Here is a 21821-nt window from a genome sequence, read left to right as displayed (position 1 = left end):
TACAACAAACCTTACCAAAATACTTTAACAATGAGCACATTGAACATCTTTATGCCCAACATTATCTAACTTTTATTACCTTGCCCCTTGATTTGCAATCAACAATTTGTTGCAAATTTCCATTTAAACCAAGGTGCCGTGATTACTATCTCCCGAGACAGCGCCATATGGGTTACGAATTAAATATGATTTGATTCCTCCCATTGAAAAAAGGAACACTTTACTTAATCCATTGAATTGATGAAATACTTAACAAAAGTATGGTTGGCGATTATCACCATTCTGACAGTTTGCCTGTTTTCTTGTAAAAACACAAAACCGAGCCCTGCACTAGCTTCTATAGACCTTAAAAGAGGAGAACTCTTATTATGCAGCACAGAGAGCTTTGGGGAAGTGAATTTTTCTTTATCCTGCAGTTATGAGACAAGAGCTACTTTTGATTTAGCACTTTCGCTGTTACATTCTTTTGAGTATGCCGAGGCAGAAAAAGCATTTGTAAAAGTCATAGATATGGATCCAAATTGTGCAATGGCATATTGGGGGGTTTCTATGAGCATCTTTCAATCACTTTGGATGCAATCTGACCTTAGCTACTTAGAAAAGGGTGAGAAACTATTGAAATTGGCAAGTAAATTACCTAAATCCGATTTAGAAAAAGATTATTTGGATGCGATTAGCGTCTTTTATAAAGATTGGGACAGCATTGACAAACTGACCAGACAAAGAATGTATGAAAAGAAAATGGAAGAGCTCTATAACAAACATGAAGGTGATACTGAAGCAGCTGTTTTCTATGCATTGGCCATACGTGCTGCCGCAGACCCAAACGATAAAAGTTATAGAAGACAAAAAAAATCAGGGAAAATCTTGGAAGATCTTTTTGTGGAGAAACCCAATCATCCAGGTATTGCACATTATATTATTCATAATTACGATTATCCCGAACTTGCAGGAAAGGCATTGACTACCGCAAGACGCTATGCAGAAATTGCACCGGCTTCTGCACATGCACAGCATATGCCTTCTCATATTTTTACTCGTTTAGGCCTCTGGGAGGAATCTATTAAAACCAATATAAATTCTGCTTCCTCAGCAACCTGCTATGCAGAAAGTGTGAATCCAACCGCCAGTTGGTCACAAGAAATTCATGCAGTGGATTATCTGGTCTATGGCTATTTACAGATGGGAGACAATCAAAAAGCAGCAGAACAATTAAAGGAAATGCAAGAGATAAAAGAGGTTTTTCCAAAAGACCATTTTGCCGCCACCTATGCTTTGACCGCTATGCCCGTAAGAATGGCGTTAGAAAACAAGAACTGGGACCAGGCCTCTAAGCTTGAACTCCCAACAATTGATTTTCCCTGGAAGGAATTACATTGGGAAAAAGCAATGTTACATTTTGGTAAGGCATTGGGTTATTCGCATACCAACGATATTGTATCGGCAGAAAATGAGCTGGCATCTTTAGAGTTGTTATATCAAAGCCTTCTAGATTCAAAAAAGGCCTATAAAGCAGGCCAGGTAAATGTTCAAATACATTCGGCAAAAGCTTGGATCGAATTGGCGAAAGGCAATAGTGGCGATGCACTTGATTTGATGAAAACAGCTGCTAAATTGGAAAGTGAAACTTCAAAACATCCTGTCACCCCAGGCGAGGTACTTCCCGCTGATGAGCTTTTAGGTGATATGCTATTGGCATTGAACAAACCTGTAGAAGCACTGAACGCTTATGAGGTAAATTTAGAGGGACACCCCAATAGATTTAATGGTATTTATGGAGCGGCAGTAGCTGCCAAAAGATCTAAAAATGAAGAAAAAGCAATACACTATTTTAATCAACTTATAGAATTGACCAAAAGTTCCAATAGTGAACGACCTGAAGTAAAAGAAGCAAAAGCATTTGTTCAGCAATATGCCAGCTAATTTAACCTAAAGTATTAAAGCAAAACCTATAACAAGAACATCATGAAAACAAAATTAGGCCTAGTAGCAATTGTGCTGGGATTATTAACAACCATTCATTTTTTGACCAAAGAAGGTTCTTCTAGAACACCAAAAAACTATCAGAAAGCATCCTTTAGCTTTATAAAATGTACCCCTACAACATATTTACTGGATGTGGTAGATTCTACGCAACAGATATCACCTCTTTTTGAAAATTTAGGGGAATTAAGTTATACCATTACCACCAAAAATGAGAGAGCACAAACATTCTTCAACCAAGGTCTAAGGCTTACATATGCCTTTAACCATGCAGAGGCACATAGATCATTTCTGGAAGCTTCTCGTTTGGATCCAACTTCTGCCATGACCTATTGGGGCCAGGCATACGCGTTAGGTCCTAACATTAATGACCCATTGCCTCCAGATGATCGTAAAATAAAAACAAATGAAGCGTTGGCAAAAGCAAAAAAGTTAGCTTCAACTGCTACTTCTAAAGAGCAGGCATTAATACATGCCTTAACAGCAAGGTATAATGAGGATTTAACCAAAGATGTTGCGGAACTTAATATGGCTTACATGCAGGCAATGTCAGAAGTGCTACAAGAATTTCCTGAAGATGCCGAGGTACAAGTGCTTTATGCCGCTTCTGTCATGAATACCGTACCATGGAATTACTGGGATGCAGAAGGGAATCCTTCTCCAAACATTGCAGAGGCCAAAGCGGCTCTGGAAAAGGCAATGGAAATAAACCCAAACAATCCTGGAGCACACCATTATTACATTCACATGGTTGAACTTCCAAAACCGGATTTGGCAGTTGCCAGTGCCGATAAATTGGGTGGCTTAATGCCCGCCGCGGGTCATATTGTGCACATGCCCTCACACATTTACATTCGCGTAGGCCGTTATTTAGATGCGGTAACTGCCAACCAAAAAGCAATACTGGCAGATGAAGACTATATTTCTCAATGTTACTCACAAGGACTATATCCTTTAGGATATTACCCTCATAACATTCATTTTTTGTGGTCAGCGGCCAGCTTGTTGGGCGATAGTGATATTGCAATTGATGCCGCTAAGAAAACTGCTGAAAAAGTTCCTGTTGGTGAGTTTATCACCATGCCTTTTTTACAAGATTTTGCCGCAACCCCAATGCTGGCTTATACTCGGTTTGGCAAGTGGAATGAAATTTTGACCATTCCGGCTCCAAGCCAGGATATTAAACACCTTAATCTAATACGGCACTACGCAAGAGGTATAGCCTTTATACGTAAGGGAAATAGCAAAGAAGCTCAAGAAGAGCTGGCGGCCATTGAAACGCTTAAAAATGATCCTGAAATGGAAACTCTGGTGGCTACTGCCAACAATGCCTCCATTCATTCTGCCAATATAGCTTATGAAGTGGTTGCCGGAGAGTTGGCCGCTTTGAAAGGAGATGTTTCCAAAGCCATTGAGCATCTCGAAAATGCAGTGGAATTTGAAGATGGGTTAACCTATACAGAACCCGCAGCATGGCATATTCCAACAAGGCAAAACTTAGGAGCAATATTAATGAACGCCAAAAAATATGAGGATGCTGAAAAGGTATATAGAGAGGATTTGGATGTGTTGAGACAAAATGGGTGGTCTTTAATGGGTTTGCACAACAGTTTAAAAGCACAAGGGAAAATAGAAGAAGCCCAGATAATAAAGCAAGAATTTGAAAAGGCTTGGGAACATTCAGATATTGAAATAGAAACTTCTATATTGTAATAAATGACCACTTTCAAAAAGCTTAAATCAACCAAAATACCAATAGTTTTTGTTGCAATTGGTATTTTGGTTATTGCATACTTCATTTTTACAGGAAACTCGGAACTACCCATTTATGGTCCCAAAGATTTTAATCCAGAATTGGTGGATGTTAGCCTACAAAATGTCGAAAACCATCACACAGTGACTGACTTTAAATTGACAAATCAAAATGGAGAGGTTATCACACAATCAGATTACGATGATAAAGTCTATGTGACCGATTTCTTTTTTACCCGTTGTCCAAGTATATGTCCTATAATGTCTAACAATATGGGGAAATTGCAACAAGTTTTTTTGAATGATGATGATGTTATGTTTTTATCCATGTCAGTGACACCAGAAATGGATAGTGTACCTGTGCTAAAAAAATATGCAGATAACAAAGGAGCAATTGATTCTAAGTGGAATATAGCCACAGGAGATAAAAAACATATTTACAACTTGGCTCGTAAAAGCTATTTTGCAGTTGTAGACCAAGGAGATGGAGGCTTGCAAGATTTTATACATACCCCCAACTTTATATTAGTGGACAAAACAAAGCAAATACGAGGGGTCTATAACGGAACAGATAATGATGAAATCCTGAGATTAATTGATGACATTAAAATATTATCCAATTAAATTTGACTTAAAAGATATAATCTGGTATTGTTTTAAATCATGATTATCACCAACAGCAAAGAAGAAGACATTCCTGAAATTTTTAGGCTTTACAGATTGGCTACCGAATATCAAAAAATAAAATTTCCGGAAAATCTATGGCCAAAGTTTGACAAAAGACTTATCGCAACAGAAATAGCTGAAAATAGGCAGTTTAAACTAATAATAGAAAACAAAATAGCTTGTGTTTGGGCAATAACATATAGTGACCCCCAAATTTGGGAGGGAAGTGAAAATGATCCTGCAATTTACATTCATAGAATTGCCACAAATCCTGATTTTAGAGGGAATAACTTTGTACAGAAGATTGTTGATTGGTCCAAAGCTTTTGCCATCCAGCATAAAAAACATTTTATACGAATGGATACATGTGGTGATAATGAGAGATTGATCAATCATTACACCAGTTGTGGATTTAAGTTTTTAGGAATGAATAAACTCAAAAACACATCGGAATTACCCGCACATTATCACAATGCAGATGTATGTTTCTTTGAAATAGCGTTGAAACAATGAGCTCACTCGCAAAGGTGGTTAGAAGGCACTTAATCTTCTAGGCAGCCTGCCTTACCTCTTGTGTCTATTAAATAGATGATTTTCCATTCCCCATCAAAATTGACGAGCTGAAACGAGTTTATTCCGCAATGGCTAAACTTTTCATTCAACCAAAATTCATAACCAACCCAGGCATTGGCCATTGTTCTATCCACTTGAATTGAAAATGATGTCAGTTTCTCTTTAAAGCTTATGCTATCAGGTATACTGGTGATGGACGTTATAAGTTTTTCCATTTTTTCAGTCCTGAACAAAGTCTTCCCTTCCTTGTTTCGAGCTGTTGTTTGCAGCACCACATTATCCGCTAGTGTGCTTTTCATAATGACGGAGTCTTGCTTGTGAAAACCATCAAAAAAAGTTTCCACAACATCTCTAACAGCTTGTTTTTCATATTCTGAAGCATTTGGACCTTGCCCATTCACTTTAACGAAAGTGATAAGCAAAACCAAAAAGATTGATTTTTTCATTTTTCTAGTTTTTTGATTAGAACCCAAATTAAACAAATCTGCTTACATTTAGCCATTAAAAGCAAACCAAATGTCAGTTGCCAAAAAAGAGTATAAAAGGGTCACGGTAAAATCCCTTATTGAAATGAAACAAAACGGTGAGAAAATTTCCATGCTCACCTCTTATGACTATTCCATGGCAAAAATTGTGGATGCTGCCAATGTAGATGTTATTTTGGTCGGTGATTCGGCCAGTAATGTAATAGCAGGACATGAAACCACACTTCCCATCACGTTGGACCAAATGATTTATCATGCAAGTTCTGTAGTAAGGGCCGCAAAAAGGGCTTTGGTAGTTGTTGATATCCCTTTTGGAAGTTATCAGAGTGATTCTAAAGAGGCACTACGTTCCGCTATCAGGATCATGAAAGAAAGCGGAGCACATGCCGTGAAAGTGGAAGGAGGCAGTGAAATTAAAGAATCAGTAAAACGCATTATAGGAGCCGGTATACCAGTTATGGGGCATTTGGGGCTTACCCCACAATCAATTTATAAGTTTGGCACCTACACGGTACGAGCCAAGGAAGAACAGGAAGCCCAAAAACTAAAAGAAGATGCTAAAATGTTGGAGAAGTTGGGTTGTTTTGGGATTGTTCTTGAAAAAATTCCAGCAAAATTGGCACAGGAAGTGGCACAAAGCGTTTCTATTCCAATAATTGGAATTGGGGCAGGAAATGGTGTGGACGGACAGGTATTGGTAGTGCATGACCTGTTAGGCATGACCCATGAATTCAATCCACGTTTTTTACGTAGATATATGAACCTATATGAAGAAATGAGTAATGCCATATCTCAATATGTGGGTGATGTAAAGAGCAGGGATTTTCCAAATGAAGAAGAGCAATACTAATTCCATTGATAGACAAAGTCACTCATTCCACCCATTCTAATTTGGACATTCTACATGAAGACAATCATCTCATTGTGGTCAATAAAAGACCAGGTGATATTGTTCAAGGTGATAAAACTGGTGATGTTCCGTTAAGTGAAGTTGTAAAGCAATACCTCAAAAACAAATACAACAAACCAGGAAATGTATATTTAGGTGTAGTCCACAGATTAGACAGGCCCACTTCGGGTATTTTGCTGTTTGCAAAGACTTCTAAAGCGCTACCACGTTTAAACAAGTTATTTGCCGAAGGGAAGACAAAAAAAATCTATTGGGCCATTGTAAAAAAAGCTCCAGAAAATGAAAGCGGAGTTTTAACGCATTGGTTGGTTCGCAATCCAAAGCAAAACAAATCTTATGCGTACAAAAAAGAGGTTGCCCAGAGCAAAAAGGCAATTCTGGAGTATAAGGTGCTTAAAAAATTAGATAGCTATTTCCTCTTGGAGATTGATTTGAAAACAGGCAGACATCATCAAATTAGGGCTCAACTTGCAACCATGGGATGTTTTATAAAAGGAGATCTAAAGTATGGCGCAGACCGAAGCAATAAAGATGGAGGTATCCATTTGCATGCCAGAAGTATGGAACTGGAACACCCGGTAAAAAAAGAACCCATAACGTTTGTGGCAAAACCGCCAGAAGATCCTATCTGGAATGCATGTCTTTAGCGGGTAATGGCCATTGCTTTCTCTTTTATTATCTGACCTACCGGCTTGTTTTGCAAATGACTTTCCAACCACGAAAGAATATCCAAATACAGAAAAGCTCTTTTTTCGTAAGGATGATTTTCGTATTTCTTAAGCTCATTATATAGTTTTTGGAATTCGTTTCTAAGTTCACTCGGATAAATATCGCCAAGACTTCGCAAAAACTTGATCATTTCTTTTTGAACAGCATGTAAGTCATTCATTTTCAATAAGAACTTGTACGTACTCTTAAGTTGTACTTCCAAATGATAGTCCATTCCCGCTTCATAATGAGCAACCAAACTTAATACCCGGGCAAAGCACATTAAATCTTCCCGCATTTTCAAATTTTTGTTGGAGATGATTTTCTTTAAGTAGATAATGCAGTTTTTGTTGTCCCCATTTCCAAAATACAGGCAAGCTATTTTATAATATAATAGCATAATATGATGCTCATCAATTCGATCTCTATGCTTTTTAATTCCGTATTCGATAATATTTACAAGATATAGTCCTTTACCAAATGTGCCTTCTAAAAAGTGAAGGTTCAATTTGTTAGAGTTTATGTATAAGAATGCCAGTGAGGCAATATTATCATTTTGTGGAAACTTAGGACTATGCACCTGTGCTTCCATTCTATCTAGGGTCTCCTTAAATTGCGAAGCATATTTCACAAAAAACAAGGACTCTAACAGATAGTGGTTTCCTTTTAAAAAGAACACTGGATTTAAAGCTATCATCTCTTCATTTTCATAGAAAAGATCAACCCATTTACTTGCATATTTATATGATGACAAAAAATCTTGGGTCAAAAAACTATACCACAAATGGGCCTTATAGAGCCACAATTTTTCCCGAAAACCTAAATCTTCAAGGTTGTAGGCAGGCAAATGCGTCTCAAAATAATCCTGTACGCTCTGCAAATCCTCATCATTACGGACATAACCTACTTTTAGCATCATTCCATATAATTGCAGCGAAAGGTTAGAAAGTTTACTGGTCATTACATTATGTGCTGAAAGTTGTTTGGCTTGCACAGAAAGTTCATCGGCTCTATCAGGAATACTTCTAGTAATGTACTGGGTTTCAATAATTTTTTCCAGCTCTACTATTTCATAGGCTACATTCTTCTCTTCATTCTCTATGGCTAGATTTTTGGCCTTGTCCAAAATCTTTAAACTTTGTTTGTAAAGTCCTTTTTGGTATAAAATAGTGGCAAAATCCAACTGCTCCCGTATTTGAACCCTTATGTTCTGATTTACAGGATTCAATCGTAGGCTTACCAATATCTGTTTGTACAAATGTGCTTTTAGGTTTGAAAGTTGGGCTTTTTTTACGATACCACTTTCCAAAATCTGACGTTCATCATACATCCGCATTTTATCCAACAAATTAAAAAGAGCCAAAAATTTGGCGTCAGTATTAACCCCAAGCCTACCCACATATAGCTTAAACTGACGCTTTTCTGATTTAGAAAGCGACTTGATCAATACAAACAAGGTATCCTTATGGGCATTTGTCATCGTAAAAAATATAATTTAAAATACTGTATTTCAATTACTTATATAATAAGAAATACTATTTAACGTTGTAATGATTTTTATCATTTTTTAGTTCTTGCCTACTCCTGCCATATCTTCGTAATGCTTAGATAAAACTGACAAAAATAATGGCTAAAGATAAGGTACAAATTTTTGATACTACTCTCAGGGACGGAGAACAGGTTCCTGGTTGTAAATTGGATACAAAACAAAAATTAGTCATTGCTAAACGCCTAGATGAGTTGGGAGTTGATGTTATAGAGGCGGGTTTCCCTATTTCAAGCCCCGGTGATTTTAATTCTGTTCTTGAAATTGCCAAATTGGTAAAAAACGCAACGGTATGTGGGTTGACCAGAGCGGTAAAAAAAGATATAGAAGTAGCGGCAGAAGCTATCAAGATTGCAAAAAGACCAAGGATTCACACTGGAATAGGAACTTCGGATTCTCATATTAAATATAAGTTCAATACTACTCGTGAGAAAATAATAGAGCGTGCGGTAGATGCTGTGGCATATGCCAAAACTTTTGTTGAAGATGTTGAGTTTTATGCCGAAGATGCCGGGCGCACGGACAATGATTTTTTAGCACAAGTTTGCGAAGCCGTTATTAAAGCGGGAGCTACGGTATTAAATATTCCTGATACAACAGGGTACTGTCTTCCAGAAGAATACGGAGCAAAAATGAAGTACCTAAAAGAAAATGTTACAGGTATCGATAAAGCAATTCTCTCTTGTCATTGCCATAATGATTTGGGCTTGGCCACAGCAAACTCGATTGCCGGAGTAATTAATGGTGCAAGGCAAATTGAATGTACCATTAACGGTATTGGTGAACGCGCAGGAAACACCTCGTTGGAAGAAGTAGTCATGATATTAAGACAACATCCTTATCTAAACTTGGACACAGATGTTAATAGTACACTTCTCCTAGATACCAGCCAGATGGTGTCTCATAAAATGGGGATGCCTGTACAACCCAACAAAGCAATTGTTGGTTCCAATGCCTTTGCCCACAGTTCTGGAATACACCAAGATGGCGTAATCAAGCAGCGTGAAACTTATGAAATCATGGATCCCAAGGATGTGGGCGTAAGTGAATCTTCTATTGTATTAACAGCAAGAAGCGGTCGTGCTGCACTAGCCTATAGGGCCAAAAATGTAGGGTATGAACTAACTAAACTACAATTAGATATTGTCTACGACAACTTCCTGAAATTTGCCGATCGTAAAAAAGAAATTTTAGATGATGATATTCATCAAATAATAGAAACTAGCGACATCACTATTGAAAGTTTGGCTTAATTGCCTTTTCTTAAAAACTTCAAACTACCATTACATGAATCTGAACATAGCATTGCTGCCCGGAGATGGTATAGGACCAGAAGTATTGGACCAAGCGGTTAAATGTCTTCAAGCTGTTGAAGAAACTTTTAACCATAACTTCATTTATAAAGAAGCATTTGTAGGCGCAATTGCAATTGATAAAAAAGGGAATCCACTTCCAGACAACACATTAAAGCTCTGCAAAGAGGCAGATGCAGTACTTTTTGGTGCTATTGGTGATCCCAAATATGACAATAACCCAAATGCAAAGGTCAGGCCAGAACAAGGGCTTTTAAAACTTCGAAAAGAACTTGGTCTGTTCACTAACATCCGACCTGTAAAGGTTTTTCCTACCTTAATAGATAATTCTCCATTGAAGAAAGAAATCATTTCAGGAACAGATTTCACTATTTATAGAGAATTGACCGGTGGAATATACTTTGGGGAGAAAAAAATTAATGATGAAGGTACTGTGGCATCTGACCTTTGCGAGTATTCTGAAAAGGAAATAAGCAGAATTGCCCACCTAGCCTTTAAAGCTGCAAAAAACAGAAGCAATAAGCTCACCTTGGTAGATAAAGCAAATGTTTTGGAATCTTCTAGACTCTGGCGCAAGGTTGTAACTAAAATTGGGCAAAGCTATCCTGAAGTTACTTTAGACTTTCTATTTGTTGACAACGCCGCGATGCAAATTATTTTAAATCCAAGTCAATTTGATGTGATATTGACCGAAAATATGTTTGGCGACATTATTTCTGATGAAGGAAGTGTTATTGGTGGTTCTATTGGACTTTTAGCTTCTGCATCCGTTGGCGATGAAAATGCTCTTTTCGAACCCATTCATGGTTCATACCCTCAAGCAAAAGGAAAAGACATTGCTAATCCTGTTGCCTCAATTCTTTCTTCGGCAATGCTATTAGAGCATTTTGGCCTTTTTGAAGAGGCAATGGCCGTAAGGGAAGCGGTAGACAAATCACTAAAAAAAGGAATAGTCACCCCAGACTTAAATGAGAAAAGTCAATATGGCACCAACCAAGTAGGTGACTTTATTGCCAATAACATTGTTGACAGCGAAGATGATATCAATATGAATGACGAAAATATTGATTTAGGAAAATCAACGATCATTTAGTCTCTAAGCTTTCAGAAGTAAGTAGATTGATCGTCTCATCAAACTCCTTTTTAAACGCCTCATGTTTTTCTCCAGTAGCAGGTCCGTTGAATCCTGTGTGAATTTTATGCACTTCTCCCTTTTTATCAATATAAATTGTTGTTGGGTAAGATAATACATGGTTCAACATTGGTAGCTTTTCATTTGCCTTTTGCTTGTCAGAAGTACCGTATTGTGCCAGTAAAATGGGATACTCCACTCCTACCCTTGTTTTAAGTCTTTTAATACCGCCCCATGCTTTTTCTTCTGTCTTTGCGTACTCAAAAGCCAATGCCACAAACTCAACATCCAAATCTGGATTCCTTTTTAGATAATCCACATAAAATTTGGTCTCGTCCAAACAGTTGGGGCACCAAGTACCCATAATCTGTACCAAAACCACCTTATCTTTAAATTGAGCATCCGATAAGCTCACAATATTTCCAGTTTTATTAGGAAATGAAAAATCAAATCTATCATAACCTTCTTTTAAAAAGGTCAATGTGTTCGCATCGGGCAACTCAAACGCTTCATTTCGTTTGCCAACAAATTTTTCAACAGAGTGGTTTCCAGAATAGAAGTGGCCATTCAGTGTACTATCCGATATTTTAGCAGTAAACAAGAATGCATGGGCTCCATCAAAGGTGGAAAGTTTAAGGGTATCTCCAGATACAATTCCATCCAAATACCTATAGTCCCCTGTTTTTGTTCTAAAAGTGCCTTTTAACACCTTACCATTCTGCATAAAAATTCCTTTGGCCGGGTATTCATCATCGGTACCCACATCAAAATTAACCTCCCAAACTCCTGAGATGTTTACACTTGGTTCCGTTTTTTGGTCAAACCTATCTTGTTTTCCATACTTTGCACTAAAAGGAACAATCCTGTTCAAACTTTCTTTGATAAAACTACCGTTAATCTCATTTTCAGAAAAAGTGCCGGCAATGTATCCTTCATAAATTGGCATCTTAATGCGTATAGAATCATTCCACATTTCAATTTCATCAATAGTTACCACTTCTTCCGCATTATACATTTCCATATTGTAGGATCCTTCTTCATTTTTAACCAATGAAAAATTAAAAGGCAATACCTCCTTTTCAGAAACATCTAGTTTAGCCAACCAATCCCCCTCTGTAAGTTCTTTTTTTTCTGTTCCACAAGATGCAAACAGCACTATTATGCCAATGAATAAAAACCAAATTCTGTTCATATTTTGAAAGATTTATCCTAAAAATCTAAAATACGACCCAAAACTTACAATAACGCCATTGTATGAAAGAATTTACATTGAATCTGTTACCCTATTGTTTTATATTTGTCCACTTTAAATTTGGGGTATGAAGATTTCTTACAACTGGTTAAAGCAATTTTTGCAAATTGACTGGAATTCGCAAAAAACAGGAGAGCTATTGACAGACTTAGGTCTTGAGGTCGAGGGCATTTCTAGCTTTGAATCGGTTAAAGGAGGGTTACAAGGTATTGTTGTTGGACATGTGCTTACATGTGATAAGCATCCAAACGCGGACAAGCTGAAGCTTACCACTGTGGATATTGGTGAAAAGGCTCCATTACAAATAGTCTGTGGGGCTCCAAATGTCGCAGTTGGGCAGAAAGTTCCCGTAGCCACGATTGGCACAACCTTATACACCAAAGAAGGTGAAGCTTGGCAAATTAAAAAAGGTAAAATAAGAGGCCAGGAAAGCCATGGTATGATCTGTGCAGAGGATGAATTAGGTTTAGGGGAAAGCCATGACGGCATTATGGTACTGAGCGACACCTTAAAACCAGGGACACCATGTTCAAAAGTATTTGAAATTGAAAATGATGAGGTCTTTGAAATTGGACTTACTCCTAACCGAGCCGACGCCATGAGCCATTTTGGAGTTGCCCGTGATCTAAAAGCAGGATTGGAACAACAAGAAATTCAAAAAGAATTGGTGACCCCGTCCACAAGTAACTTTTCAATCGACAACAGATCTCTTAAAATTGATGTTGAGGTAGAAGATATTCAGCTGGCGCCAAGATACTGTGGGGTCACTATTAGCAACATAATTGTTCAGCAATCACCTGATTGGTTAAAAAACCGCTTAAAGGCCATTGGAGTATCTCCTATCAACAATATAGTGGATATTACCAATTACGTGCTTCATGAACTTGGTCAACCTCTGCATGCATTTGATGCCACAAAAATTAAAGGAGGCAAAATTGAAGTGAAGACCTTACCTGCCGGTACAAAATTTACGACCCTTGATAATGTGGAGCGCGAACTTCATGAAGAGGATCTTATGATTTGCGATGCTGAAAAGCCAATGTGCATTGCTGGGGTTTTTGGCGGAATCTATTCCGGTGTTACTGAGCATACCTCTTCCATATTTTTGGAAAGTGCCTATTTTGATTCGGTTTCAATAAGAAAAACAGCTAAAAGGCATGGGTTGAACACAGATGCCTCTTTTAGATTTGAACGTGGAATAGATATTAATATCACAGAATATGCTTTAAAAAGAGCGGCGCACTTAATACGAGAAATTGCAGGTGGTGATATTAGTTCTGAAGTAGTTGATTTATATCCTAAGAAAGCACAGGAGAGGCAGGTATTCTTAACTTTCGATAAAATAAATTCTTTAATCGGGCAGGAAATACCAAGAGATACTATTAAATCCATTCTTGCATCATTGGAGATTAAAGTCAACAATGTTACGGAGTCTGGCCTTGGTCTAACTATTCCAACGTATAGAGTGGATGTAGAGCGCGAGGTAGATGTTATCGAAGAAATCCTAAGAATTTTTGGTTATAACAACATAGACTACAAAGAAAAACTTACTGCATCCATAGCCCAAACTTCAAAATTTGAAAATTATAGGATTCAAGATGTTATAGGAAATATGCTGGCGGCACAGGGTTTTTATGAAATAATGACCAATAGCTTAGTGGCGGCAGAAACTCAAAATGTGTTAGAGGCCATAGATAAAAAAGCGGTTAAAATGCTGAATCCTTTAAGTTCGGATTTATCTGTTTTAAGAACATCAATGTTGTTTTCTGGGCTTCAAACGGTCAGTTACAACAATAACAGACAAAAAGCAGATTTAAAACTGTTTGAATTTGGCAAGACCTATCATAAAAAAGGAAAGAAAAATATAGAAAGACAGCATTTGTCAATTTTTGTTTCGGGGAATCGTTCCGAAAATAATTGGGCCTTGACTCCTAAAAAAACCGACTTTTTCTTTCTAAAAGGAATTGTGGAAACCATCTTTACCAGGTTGGGACTCAAGGGCGTTATTGCTGAGCCATATAGTGATGCCTCATATTCAGAAGGGTTAAGTTGCAGTTTAAATGGCAAACAGCTCGGCACCTACGGATTGGTAAGCAAAACTATGCTTAAGGAATTTGATTTAAAACAGGATGTGTTCTATGCTGACTTTGATTGGGATGCCATTCTGGAATCCATTAACACAGAAAACACCTCTTTTAAGGAAATACCCAAGTTTCCAGAGGTTACACGTGATTTTGCACTGCAATTGGATGAGGGCACAACATTTCAGCAAGTCTATGACCTTGCTTGGAGCACGGAAAAAAAGCTTCTGAAAAATGTAAATTTATTCGATGTATATAAAGGTGATAAATTACCTAAGGGGAAAAAGTCCTATGCCGTTAGTTTTACATTATTGGATGAGAAAAAAACATTGACTGACAAGCAAATTGATAAGTTGATGTCAAAACTATTATCCAGGTATCAAAAAGAATTGGGTGCTGAACTGCGCTGATAATGTTGATTACATCCTAGATGGAAGTATAACACTATCGATTTCATGTATTACGCCATTTTTTTGATTAACATCTGCCAATGTTATTTTTGCTGTATTTCCAACGGGATCAGTTAAAACAATATCATACCCTACCATGTGAGCCGTGAGCTTCTTTCCTTGTATGGTGGTAAAGCTTGCTTTTCCATTTCCACGGCACATTGCACGTAAAATATGGGAAGCTGACAAATTTCCCGCAACAATATGATAACCTACCAATGATTTTAATTCACTCTTGTCATGGGAATTCATTAATTTTTCCATTTTGGAATTAGAAAACTTTTTAAAAGCATCATCTGAAGGAGCAAAAACCGTAAAAGGACCTGATTTATCTAAAATATCCTCCATTTCTGTTGCTTTTACAGCAGCAAAAAGAATTTTGTGATGGTCAGATTCAATCGTATTCTGCGTAATTGATTTTGTTTCTGATAAGCTAGTGTTCTCCTGCGCGTACGTGGATATTGCAAGGGCAAAACATAAACCAAGTAGGGTCTTCTTGAATGGGGCTTTCATAGATGTTCTAATCTTTGGGACTACCTTTACTACTACGCTTTAAAAGTATATTTGGACGTTTAAATGCATAAATCTTCGATAAATTACACCTTTTTTTATAATAAGGGCTTTTTTTTAAAACGCCATCATCGAATTTAACATAATGTTAACATTTCTATATTTTGCTGCCTTCAAAATCAAAAACACAATTCATTAACTTTGAGGAGATTGCTAAGAAAAAAGGACATGGTTTTTAAAAACACTGATATTGAGCATCAACTAGATGTTCAGCGAAATAAACAAAAAAGTGAGGATAAGATTCTGGAAGAAGTACGCTTCATTTTATCCGATAATTTTGAACAGGAAGCCCAACCAAATCATGTTCCTAAAACCAAGAACACTTCAGACAGTAATGATTTTGATTTTGACCTGTTAGAGACAAATCGTATCTACCATATAGACCAAATAAAGAAAATCTGTATTGATTATAGACTTCGCTTTTTAGACCGTAAGTACTTTAAAGGGAAAGTACCAGAAAAGGCCACATCCAAGATCAGAGATTTGGAAACCATCCATAATATTGAGATCAGGGGTTTTAAAATTATGGCACCTTCTAAACTTTTTAAATTGGAAGATAAGGATGACCCTTTGCTTTTTGCTCCAATTGGGAATGACTATTTCTATCTTATTGATAAATGGGGGAATGACCTTCACCCACTCCGAAAATTATTGGTCTGGCCATTTAAAAACATTGTCAACCTAACCTTTTTTGTTTTTTTAATAAGCTATTTGGTGGCTCTTATGGTTCCCAATAACCTTTTTTCAAAAAACGATTCCTTAGGAGAGTTTTTTATTATTTTCTTTTTTATGTTCAAATGTATAGCCTCGGTGGTTATTTTTTATGGTTTTGCTTTAGGCAAAAATTTTAATCCGGCCATTTGGAACAGTAAGTACTTTAACGCTTAGTTTTTAAACTGTCTCTAAGGCGTACATTTTCTCACGCTGCGCTTTTATTGATTTATCAGACATGTACTCGTCAAAAGTCAAATAACGATCAATAGTACCTTTAGGTGTCAACTCAATAATTCTGTTCGCTACCGTGTGCACAAATTCATGATCATGGGTAGTAAGCAAAACGGTACCCTTAAAATTCTTTAAAGAGTTATTGAACGCTGTAATGCTTTCAAGGTCCAGGTGGTTGGTGGGTTCATCTAAAAGCAACACATTTGCCCGCAGTAACATCATTCTACTCAACATGCATCGAACTTTTTCACCACCAGAAAGCACAGTGCATTTTTTAAGAGCTTCTTCTCCAGAAAACAACATCTTTCCTAAAAAACCTCTTACGTATACTTCTTCTCTCTCCTCCTCTGTTTTTGTCCATTGACGAAGCCAATCCACCAAATTGATATTGTCCTCAAAAAACGAAGCGTTATCAGCAGGAAGATAAGAATGTGTTGTGGTCACTCCCCATTGATAAGATCCACTATTAGCCTTTAACTTGTCATTGATGATATCATAAAAAGCCGTGGTAGCCCTTGAATCTTTTGAAATGATTGCAACCTTGTCTCCCTTGGCAAGGTTGATGTTAACATCCTGAAACAGTAAATCCCCATCTTCCGAGGTAGCAGAGAGTTTTTCCACATTTAAGATTTGATCGCCCGCTTCACGCTCACGCTCAAAAATAATGGCAGGGTATCTTCTGCTTGAAGGTTTTATATCTTCGATTTTCAGTTTGTCCAACATCTTTTTACGCGATGTTGCTTGCTTGCTTTTGGCAACGTTGGCGCTAAACCTTTGAATAAACTCTTGGAGTTCTTTTGCCTTATCCTCAGCTTTTTTGTTTTGTTGTGCTCGTTGACGGGCCGCCAATTGGCTACTTTGGTACCAGAACGTATAATTTCCCGAGAAAAGATTGATTTTTCCAAAGTCTATATCTGCAATGCTCGTACAAACAGCATCTAAAAAGTGCCTATCGTGAGATACAACGATAACCGTATTTTCATAATTGGCCAAGAAATTCTCTAGCCAACTTATGGTTTCATAATCCAAATCGTTTGTGGGCTCATCCATGATCAATAGATCCGGGTTGCCAAACAAAGCTTGGGCCAAAAGCACACGTACCTTTAATTTGGAGTCCATATCAGCCATGTTGGTATAATGCAACTCCTCTGAAATTCCCAGGTTGGACAACAATGCGGCGGCATTGCTATCTGCATTCCATCCGTCCATTTCTTCAAACTGAACTTGCAGCTCTCCAATTCTTTCGGCATTTTCATCAGTATAATCCGCATACAGGGCGTCAATCTCTTTTTTAATCGTAAACAGAGGTTTATTACCCATGACAACTGTCTCCAAAACTGGAACTTCATCATAAGCGTTATGATTCTGTTCCAAAATGGACATCCTCTTTCCTGGTTCCAAATGTACGTTTCCGGAAGTGGCATCAATTTGCCCTGCAATAATTTTTAAAAAAGTAGATTTTCCTGCTCCATTGGCACCAATAATGCCATAACAATTTCCATGGGTGAAGGTCACATTTACTTCATCAAACAAAACCCTTTTTCCAAACTGCACAGATAAATTAGATACTGATAACATGCAACTATTAATTTTTTTGCAAAAATAGCTAAAACAGGTCCTTATTACTAATTTAAAAACACATTATTAAACTACACAATTACAAGGTTTTACAACATTTAACTAGCTATTAACAGGGATCACTATATGGTATACTTAATTTTGTTGGTCAAACATATGGTTCCCTTTATATGATAAGATTTTTACTCTGCTGCTCTCTTTTTTCAATTTTGGCATGCTCTGAAAAATCAGACGGGTGTCCTTCGGTTTTCTTTGGAGGCGAAATTGTAAACCCTACTAGCGACTATGTTGTTCTTTATAGAAACGATAGTTTTATAGACTCTGTTAAATTGGATGAGGGCAATCGTTTTGCTTTTAACCTGCAAGGAATTGAGGAAGGCCTTTACCACTTTGACCACAGTCCTGAGCTACAATACTTATATCTTCAGGAAGGTGATAGCATTCTTATAAGACTCAATACCATGGAGTTTGATGAATCTCTTGTCTTTTCTGGCAAGGGAAGTGAAATCAATAATTTCTTGATTGAAATGTTCCTTGCTTATGAAAATGAGGAAGCTATAATACACAGCTATTACAAGCTAGACCCTGAAGCTTTCAATAAAAGAGTTGATTCTTTAAGACTTTTGAAAATAACACATTTAGAAGAGCTTGTCCAGGATAATCAGTTAACTGATAGAGTGTTGGCTATGGCAAAAGCTTCAATTGATTATAACAGTTACATACATAAAGAGAAGTATCCTTTCTACCATAAGAAAAAAACCGGTGAAGAAACCATCCATGATTTAGAGGATGGCTTTTACGACTATAGAAAAACCTTAGATTTAAACAGTAGGGATTTAACCTATTTTAGACCCTATTTTGATTTTATGAAGTACCACTTTGGCAACCTGTCCTATATGGCATGTATGAAAAATTGTGGAACAGAAAACAAAGTAGCCGTAAGCAATCATTTACATTTTAACAAGCACAAGCTTAGTCTTGTGGATAGTTTGGTAAAAGAAACAGAACTTAGGGATATTCTGTTTAGAAACATTGCAATGGATTATTTGCTTAAAGAACGTAACTCCACTAATATGGAGTGCCAAATTTTTATTGATAAGTTTCGTTCATTGTCTTCTAATGATAAACATAAAGAAGAGATCACCTACCTATATCAAGGAATTCAAAACCTGCAGCCGAACAATGATCTCCCCGACCTAATTGTCTCAGATGTAAACCATAACAAGTTGTCCATAAAAGAAGTAAGCAAAGAGAAGAAAACAGTCTTTTATTTTTGGACCGCTTCGCAAAAAAGACATTTTAGGAATGTGACCAATCATGTCTCAAGATTGAAGGCCAAATATCCTGATTATACTTTTGTTGGCATTAACCTAAGGACTAGCTACCCACAATGGTTAAGTATAGTTGAAGAATACCAATTGGATAAAAACACTCAATTTCGTGGAGAGGACTTTAAAGAAATACAAACCGCAATGATCATAGACGGCCTAAACAAATGTGTTATTGCCAAAGACACTGTAATTGTTGACGCATTTGCAAACCTGTATACTTCTTTCTAAACAAAAAAGCCCCAAAAACATTAGTTTCTGGAGCTTCTTATGATTTATACTTTTTTCTTTATCCGTTCCCTTTCCTGTAGTCAGCCAAGAATTTTTCCAAACCTATGTCGGTAAGTGGATGTTTTAAAAGGCCTTCTATTGAAGATAAAGGTCCGGTCATCACATCTGAACCAATTTTTGCACAATCAATTACATGCATTGTATGGCGGATTGATGCCGCTAAGATTTGGGTTTCAAATCCGTAGTTGTCATATATAAGTCTTATTTCAGATATTAAGTTAAGTCCATCTGTAGAGATATCATCCAAACGTCCTAAAAAAGGAGACACATAAGTAGCTCCGGCCTTTGCGGCCAATAAAGCCTGTCCTGCAGAGAACACCAAAGTACAATTGGTTCTTATTCCTTTATCTGAAAAATATTTTAATGCTTTTACACCGTCCTTTATCATAGGAACTTTCACAACGATTTGCTCATGCAATTTTGCAAGCTCCTCCCCTTCTTTCACCATGCCATCAAAATCTGTTGAAACTACTTCTGCTGAGACATCACCATCAACAATGTTACAGATATCCACATAATGTTTTAGGATGCTTTCCTTTCCGGTAATTCCTTCTTTGGCCATCAAAGATGGGTTGGTGGTCACACCATCCAAAACTCCCAGTTGTTGTGCTTCGGAGATTTGGTCAAGATTGGCTGTATCAATAAAAAATTTCATTCTTATTACGTTGTTTTAAGTTGTATATAGAATCAGCTGCGAATTTACAACAATAAGAAGCCTTGACTTCAATTTTTGATTAAAAATAACAAACGAACGTATATAGAGTCTATTCCAAGACTTGCAATGTAAAATCCCTAATCGTAGATTCTGAACAAGTTGGGCTGGAATCAAAACCGTTAAAGTCGAAAGATTCGACAAACAATTCTACTCTAAATCTATACACACCGGCCTCCTCTGGAATACCAAATATTTCTATGGACCTTCGATTTTCATCATAGAAGAGTCCGGGCGGAAGCTCTCCTAGAACATCAAAAAAGTAATCATAGTCATTATCATTTACCTCATTACTTATCTCAGCAGTGATAAAGTCACTATATCTTTCCCCAACAACACCAATAAGCAATTGCCTATCATGTATTTCGGGCTCAATATTAAAGATGCACTCATAAATCTCATCACAGCCGTAGAAAAAAGATGCTGCGATAACTACGAAAATTCCGAATATTCTTTTGGTTTGTCTCATGTTTCTTCAATTATCAAAAAACATGCCATCACTTTACAGCTTGTAGTGATTAAGGAGAAGTTTCTCGTACAGTTTGTCCGGTAAAATCTTCTTCAAAGAAAGTGAAACCCTTTGCATGAACTCTCCTACTGGGTAATGAACTTTTGGGCTTTTTTTCTGAATGATTCCGTAAACCTTCTCTGCAACTTGTATAGGATTGCCCCCAGCATCAACATGTTCGTTCATCAAGTTCAACGATTTTTGATACACCTCTTGATAAGGCGAGCCATCTGTAACTGGCGAGTGATACCTACCTGCCGCTATATTGGTAGCAAAATCCCCCGGGGCAAGATTGGTAATGGTAATGTCAAAATCCTTGACCTCCATTCTCAAAGCTTCTGTAATTAATCCCAATGCACCTTTAGATGCAGAATAATACCCTCTAAATGGTAGGCCCATATAACCAGCAATGGAGGTGATATTTATGATTTTTCCTCCACCTTGTTCACGCATTTGGGGCAAAACGGCTTTCATTACATGCACGGGTCCGTGAAAATTAATGTCAAAAACATTTAATATTTCTTCATGTGGTGTTTCTTCAATAGGGCCAGTAATGCCTACCCCTGCATTATTGATCAAAACATCCAATCTTCCCTCCTTAGAAATGACATCGGCAACCGCTTTGGTAATGGTCTCCGGAATCTTCACATCCAGTGGCAAGAGCTCAAAAGCGTCAAAATCTTGGTAGTTTTTTGGATTTCTGGCGGTGCCGTAAACCTTAAAATTCTTGGAGGTCAAATAAGTACCGATGGCCTTTCCTAAGCCTGAGGAACCACCAGTTATCAAAACAACTTTTTTATCCATAATTACGGTTTAAAATTGTAGTTGAAGCATTCACAATTACGTGACTTTTGGGAACAAAAAAAGGCAAGCTACCTACATCGCACCGCTACGACCACATACCCTTGCTGCGTTCCCACCCTGGGGGATTTTGCAGGAGCTGGTCGTGTAGGACTTGCCAAATGCAAATATACGACCTTTTAAATTTGCTGCAATCATATTACATTCTTAATTTCGATGGTCAAGCATGTTTAATATG

General features: G+C 37.3%; 19 protein-coding genes and 1 other RNA gene. 11 read left to right on the top strand and 9 right to left on the bottom strand.

The window, feature by feature from the left end; all coding sequences use genetic code 11:
• Positions 1-240: 240 nt before the first annotated feature.
• From DKG77_RS10560 to DKG77_RS10545, 4 genes are read left to right on the top strand one after another with little or no spacing between them, the layout of a single operon-like run.
• Positions 241-1923 (top strand): tetratricopeptide repeat protein, encoded by a 1683-nt coding sequence (locus tag DKG77_RS10560; protein ID WP_109662798.1) that lies wholly within the window; start codon positions 241-243, stop codon positions 1921-1923.
• A 42-nt stretch (positions 1924-1965) separates the two neighbouring features.
• Positions 1966-3696 carry a tetratricopeptide repeat protein gene (locus DKG77_RS10555; RefSeq protein ID WP_109662796.1) on the top strand — a complete coding sequence of 577 codons (1731 nt, stop codon included), beginning with the start codon at positions 1966-1968 and terminating at the stop codon, positions 3694-3696.
• A 3-nt stretch (positions 3697-3699) separates the two neighbouring features.
• Positions 3700-4359 carry an SCO family protein gene (locus DKG77_RS10550; RefSeq protein WP_109662794.1) on the top strand — a complete coding sequence of 220 codons (660 nt, stop codon included), beginning with the start codon at positions 3700-3702 and terminating at the stop codon, positions 4357-4359.
• Positions 4360-4398: 39 nt separating this feature from the next.
• Positions 4399-4914, top strand: a complete 516-nt coding sequence (locus DKG77_RS10545; protein WP_109662792.1) for a GNAT family N-acetyltransferase — start codon at positions 4399-4401, stop codon at positions 4912-4914.
• Between the two features lie 29 nt (positions 4915-4943).
• On the opposite strand, the gene DKG77_RS10540 is transcribed toward DKG77_RS10545, so the two are convergent.
• Positions 4944-5420, bottom strand: a complete 477-nt coding sequence (locus DKG77_RS10540; RefSeq protein ID WP_109662790.1) for a nuclear transport factor 2 family protein — start codon at positions 5418-5420, stop codon at positions 4944-4946.
• Positions 5421-5490: 70 nt separating this feature from the next.
• Between DKG77_RS10540 and panB the strand changes: the two genes are divergently transcribed.
• Positions 5491-6309: a 3-methyl-2-oxobutanoate hydroxymethyltransferase gene (panB, locus tag DKG77_RS10535; RefSeq protein ID WP_109662788.1), complete on the top strand. Its 819-nt coding sequence runs from the start codon at positions 5491-5493 to the stop codon at positions 6307-6309.
• A 5-nt stretch (positions 6310-6314) separates the two neighbouring features.
• Positions 6315-7016, top strand: coding sequence for an RluA family pseudouridine synthase (locus tag DKG77_RS10530; RefSeq protein ID WP_417935473.1), 702 nt, complete (start codon positions 6315-6317; stop codon positions 7014-7016).
• Here DKG77_RS10530 and DKG77_RS10525 read toward each other — a convergent pair.
• Positions 7013-8557: a hypothetical protein gene (locus DKG77_RS10525; protein ID WP_109662787.1), complete on the bottom strand. Its 1545-nt coding sequence runs from the start codon at positions 8555-8557 to the stop codon at positions 7013-7015. The genes DKG77_RS10530 and DKG77_RS10525 overlap by 4 nt on opposite strands.
• Positions 8558-8703: 146 nt before the next feature.
• Between DKG77_RS10525 and DKG77_RS10520 the strand changes: the two genes are divergently transcribed.
• A complete protein-coding gene (locus DKG77_RS10520) occupies positions 8704-9876 on the top strand; it encodes a 2-isopropylmalate synthase (RefSeq protein ID WP_109662785.1) in 1173 nt (390 codons plus the stop codon).
• A 34-nt stretch (positions 9877-9910) separates the two neighbouring features.
• The gene (gene leuB / locus DKG77_RS10515) at positions 9911-11029 is read left to right on the top strand and encodes a 3-isopropylmalate dehydrogenase (RefSeq protein ID WP_109662783.1); all 1119 of its coding nucleotides are present in this window, start codon (positions 9911-9913) and stop codon (positions 11027-11029) included.
• Here leuB and DKG77_RS10510 read toward each other — a convergent pair.
• A complete protein-coding gene (locus DKG77_RS10510) occupies positions 11022-12260 on the bottom strand; it encodes a peroxiredoxin family protein (RefSeq protein ID WP_109662782.1) in 1239 nt (412 codons plus the stop codon). The two genes, leuB and DKG77_RS10510, sit on opposite strands and share 8 nt — an antisense overlap.
• Positions 12261-12387: 127 nt before the next feature.
• Between DKG77_RS10510 and pheT the strand changes: the two genes are divergently transcribed.
• Positions 12388-14811, top strand: a complete 2424-nt coding sequence (pheT, locus tag DKG77_RS10505) for a phenylalanine--tRNA ligase subunit beta (protein ID WP_109662780.1) — start codon at positions 12388-12390, stop codon at positions 14809-14811.
• A 9-nt stretch (positions 14812-14820) separates the two neighbouring features.
• Here the strand turns inward: pheT and DKG77_RS10500 are convergent, their stop codons facing one another.
• A complete protein-coding gene (locus DKG77_RS10500; RefSeq protein ID WP_109662778.1) occupies positions 14821-15363 on the bottom strand; it encodes a fasciclin domain-containing protein in 543 nt (180 codons plus the stop codon).
• A 225-nt stretch (positions 15364-15588) separates the two neighbouring features.
• On the opposite strand from DKG77_RS10500, the gene DKG77_RS10495 reads away from it, so the two are divergent.
• Positions 15589-16308, top strand: a complete 720-nt coding sequence (locus DKG77_RS10495; RefSeq protein WP_109662776.1) for a hypothetical protein — start codon at positions 15589-15591, stop codon at positions 16306-16308.
• A gap of 3 nt (positions 16309-16311) precedes the next feature.
• On the opposite strand, the gene DKG77_RS10490 is transcribed toward DKG77_RS10495, so the two are convergent.
• On the bottom strand, positions 16312-17943 hold the full coding sequence (locus DKG77_RS10490) for an ABC-F family ATP-binding cassette domain-containing protein (protein ID WP_109662774.1): 1632 nt from the start codon (positions 17941-17943) through the stop codon (positions 16312-16314).
• A gap of 170 nt (positions 17944-18113) precedes the next feature.
• On the opposite strand from DKG77_RS10490, the gene DKG77_RS10485 reads away from it, so the two are divergent.
• Positions 18114-19502 (top strand): TlpA family protein disulfide reductase, encoded by a 1389-nt coding sequence (locus DKG77_RS10485; RefSeq protein ID WP_109662772.1) that lies wholly within the window; start codon positions 18114-18116, stop codon positions 19500-19502.
• A gap of 58 nt (positions 19503-19560) precedes the next feature.
• On the opposite strand, the gene fsa is transcribed toward DKG77_RS10485, so the two are convergent.
• From fsa to ffs, 4 genes are all read right to left on the bottom strand, one after another.
• Positions 19561-20217: a fructose-6-phosphate aldolase gene (fsa, locus tag DKG77_RS10480; protein WP_109662770.1), complete on the bottom strand. Its 657-nt coding sequence runs from the start codon at positions 20215-20217 to the stop codon at positions 19561-19563.
• 109 nt (positions 20218-20326) lie between these two features.
• A complete protein-coding gene (locus DKG77_RS10475; RefSeq protein ID WP_109662768.1) occupies positions 20327-20743 on the bottom strand; it encodes a hypothetical protein in 417 nt (138 codons plus the stop codon).
• A gap of 33 nt (positions 20744-20776) precedes the next feature.
• Complete coding sequence (locus DKG77_RS10470) at positions 20777-21586, bottom strand: SDR family oxidoreductase (RefSeq protein WP_109662766.1); 810 nt, start codon at positions 21584-21586, stop codon at positions 20777-20779.
• A gap of 58 nt (positions 21587-21644) precedes the next feature.
• Positions 21645-21743, bottom strand: an RNA gene (ffs, locus tag DKG77_RS10465) — signal recognition particle sRNA small type.
• Positions 21744-21821: the final 78 nt, after the last annotated feature.

It is taken from the genome of Flagellimonas aquimarina (assembly GCF_003149745.1).
GTDB lineage: Bacteria > Bacteroidota > Bacteroidia > Flavobacteriales > Flavobacteriaceae > Flagellimonas > Flagellimonas aquimarina.
This window is presented reverse-complemented; position numbering and strand designations above follow the sequence as displayed.

Excerpts from the sequence above, each read along its gene's own strand:
- DKG77_RS10510 (WP_109662782.1), bottom strand. The coding sequence starts at position 12,260 with ATGAACAGAATTTGGTTTTTATTCATTGGCATAATAGTGCTGTTTGCA.
- DKG77_RS10490 (WP_109662774.1), bottom strand. The coding sequence starts at position 17,943 with ATGTTATCAGTATCTAATTTATCTGTGCAGTTTGGAAAAAGGGTTTTG.
- pheT (WP_109662780.1), top strand. The coding sequence starts at position 12,388 with ATGAAGATTTCTTACAACTGGTTAAAGCAATTTTTGCAAATTGACTGG.
- DKG77_RS10470 (WP_109662766.1), bottom strand. The coding sequence starts at position 21,586 with ATGGATAAAAAAGTTGTTTTGATAACTGGTGGTTCCTCAGGCTTAGGA.
- DKG77_RS10520 (WP_109662785.1), top strand. The coding sequence starts at position 8,704 with ATGGCTAAAGATAAGGTACAAATTTTTGATACTACTCTCAGGGACGGA.
- DKG77_RS10525 (WP_109662787.1), bottom strand. The coding sequence starts at position 8,557 with ATGACAAATGCCCATAAGGATACCTTGTTTGTATTGATCAAGTCGCTT.
- panB (WP_109662788.1), top strand. The coding sequence starts at position 5,491 with ATGTCAGTTGCCAAAAAAGAGTATAAAAGGGTCACGGTAAAATCCCTT.
- DKG77_RS10545 (WP_109662792.1), top strand. The coding sequence starts at position 4,399 with ATGATTATCACCAACAGCAAAGAAGAAGACATTCCTGAAATTTTTAGG.
- leuB (WP_109662783.1), top strand. The coding sequence starts at position 9,911 with ATGAATCTGAACATAGCATTGCTGCCCGGAGATGGTATAGGACCAGAA.
- DKG77_RS10500 (WP_109662778.1), bottom strand. The coding sequence starts at position 15,363 with ATGAAAGCCCCATTCAAGAAGACCCTACTTGGTTTATGTTTTGCCCTT.
- DKG77_RS10485 (WP_109662772.1), top strand. The coding sequence starts at position 18,114 with ATGATAAGATTTTTACTCTGCTGCTCTCTTTTTTCAATTTTGGCATGC.
- DKG77_RS10495 (WP_109662776.1), top strand. The coding sequence starts at position 15,589 with ATGGTTTTTAAAAACACTGATATTGAGCATCAACTAGATGTTCAGCGA.
- DKG77_RS10555 (WP_109662796.1), top strand. The coding sequence starts at position 1,966 with ATGAAAACAAAATTAGGCCTAGTAGCAATTGTGCTGGGATTATTAACA.
- fsa (WP_109662770.1), bottom strand. The coding sequence starts at position 20,217 with ATGAAATTTTTTATTGATACAGCCAATCTTGACCAAATCTCCGAAGCA.
- DKG77_RS10475 (WP_109662768.1), bottom strand. The coding sequence starts at position 20,743 with ATGAGACAAACCAAAAGAATATTCGGAATTTTCGTAGTTATCGCAGCA.
- DKG77_RS10550 (WP_109662794.1), top strand. The coding sequence starts at position 3,700 with ATGACCACTTTCAAAAAGCTTAAATCAACCAAAATACCAATAGTTTTT.
- DKG77_RS10560 (WP_109662798.1), top strand. The coding sequence starts at position 241 with ATGAAATACTTAACAAAAGTATGGTTGGCGATTATCACCATTCTGACA.
- DKG77_RS10540 (WP_109662790.1), bottom strand. The coding sequence starts at position 5,420 with ATGAAAAAATCAATCTTTTTGGTTTTGCTTATCACTTTCGTTAAAGTG.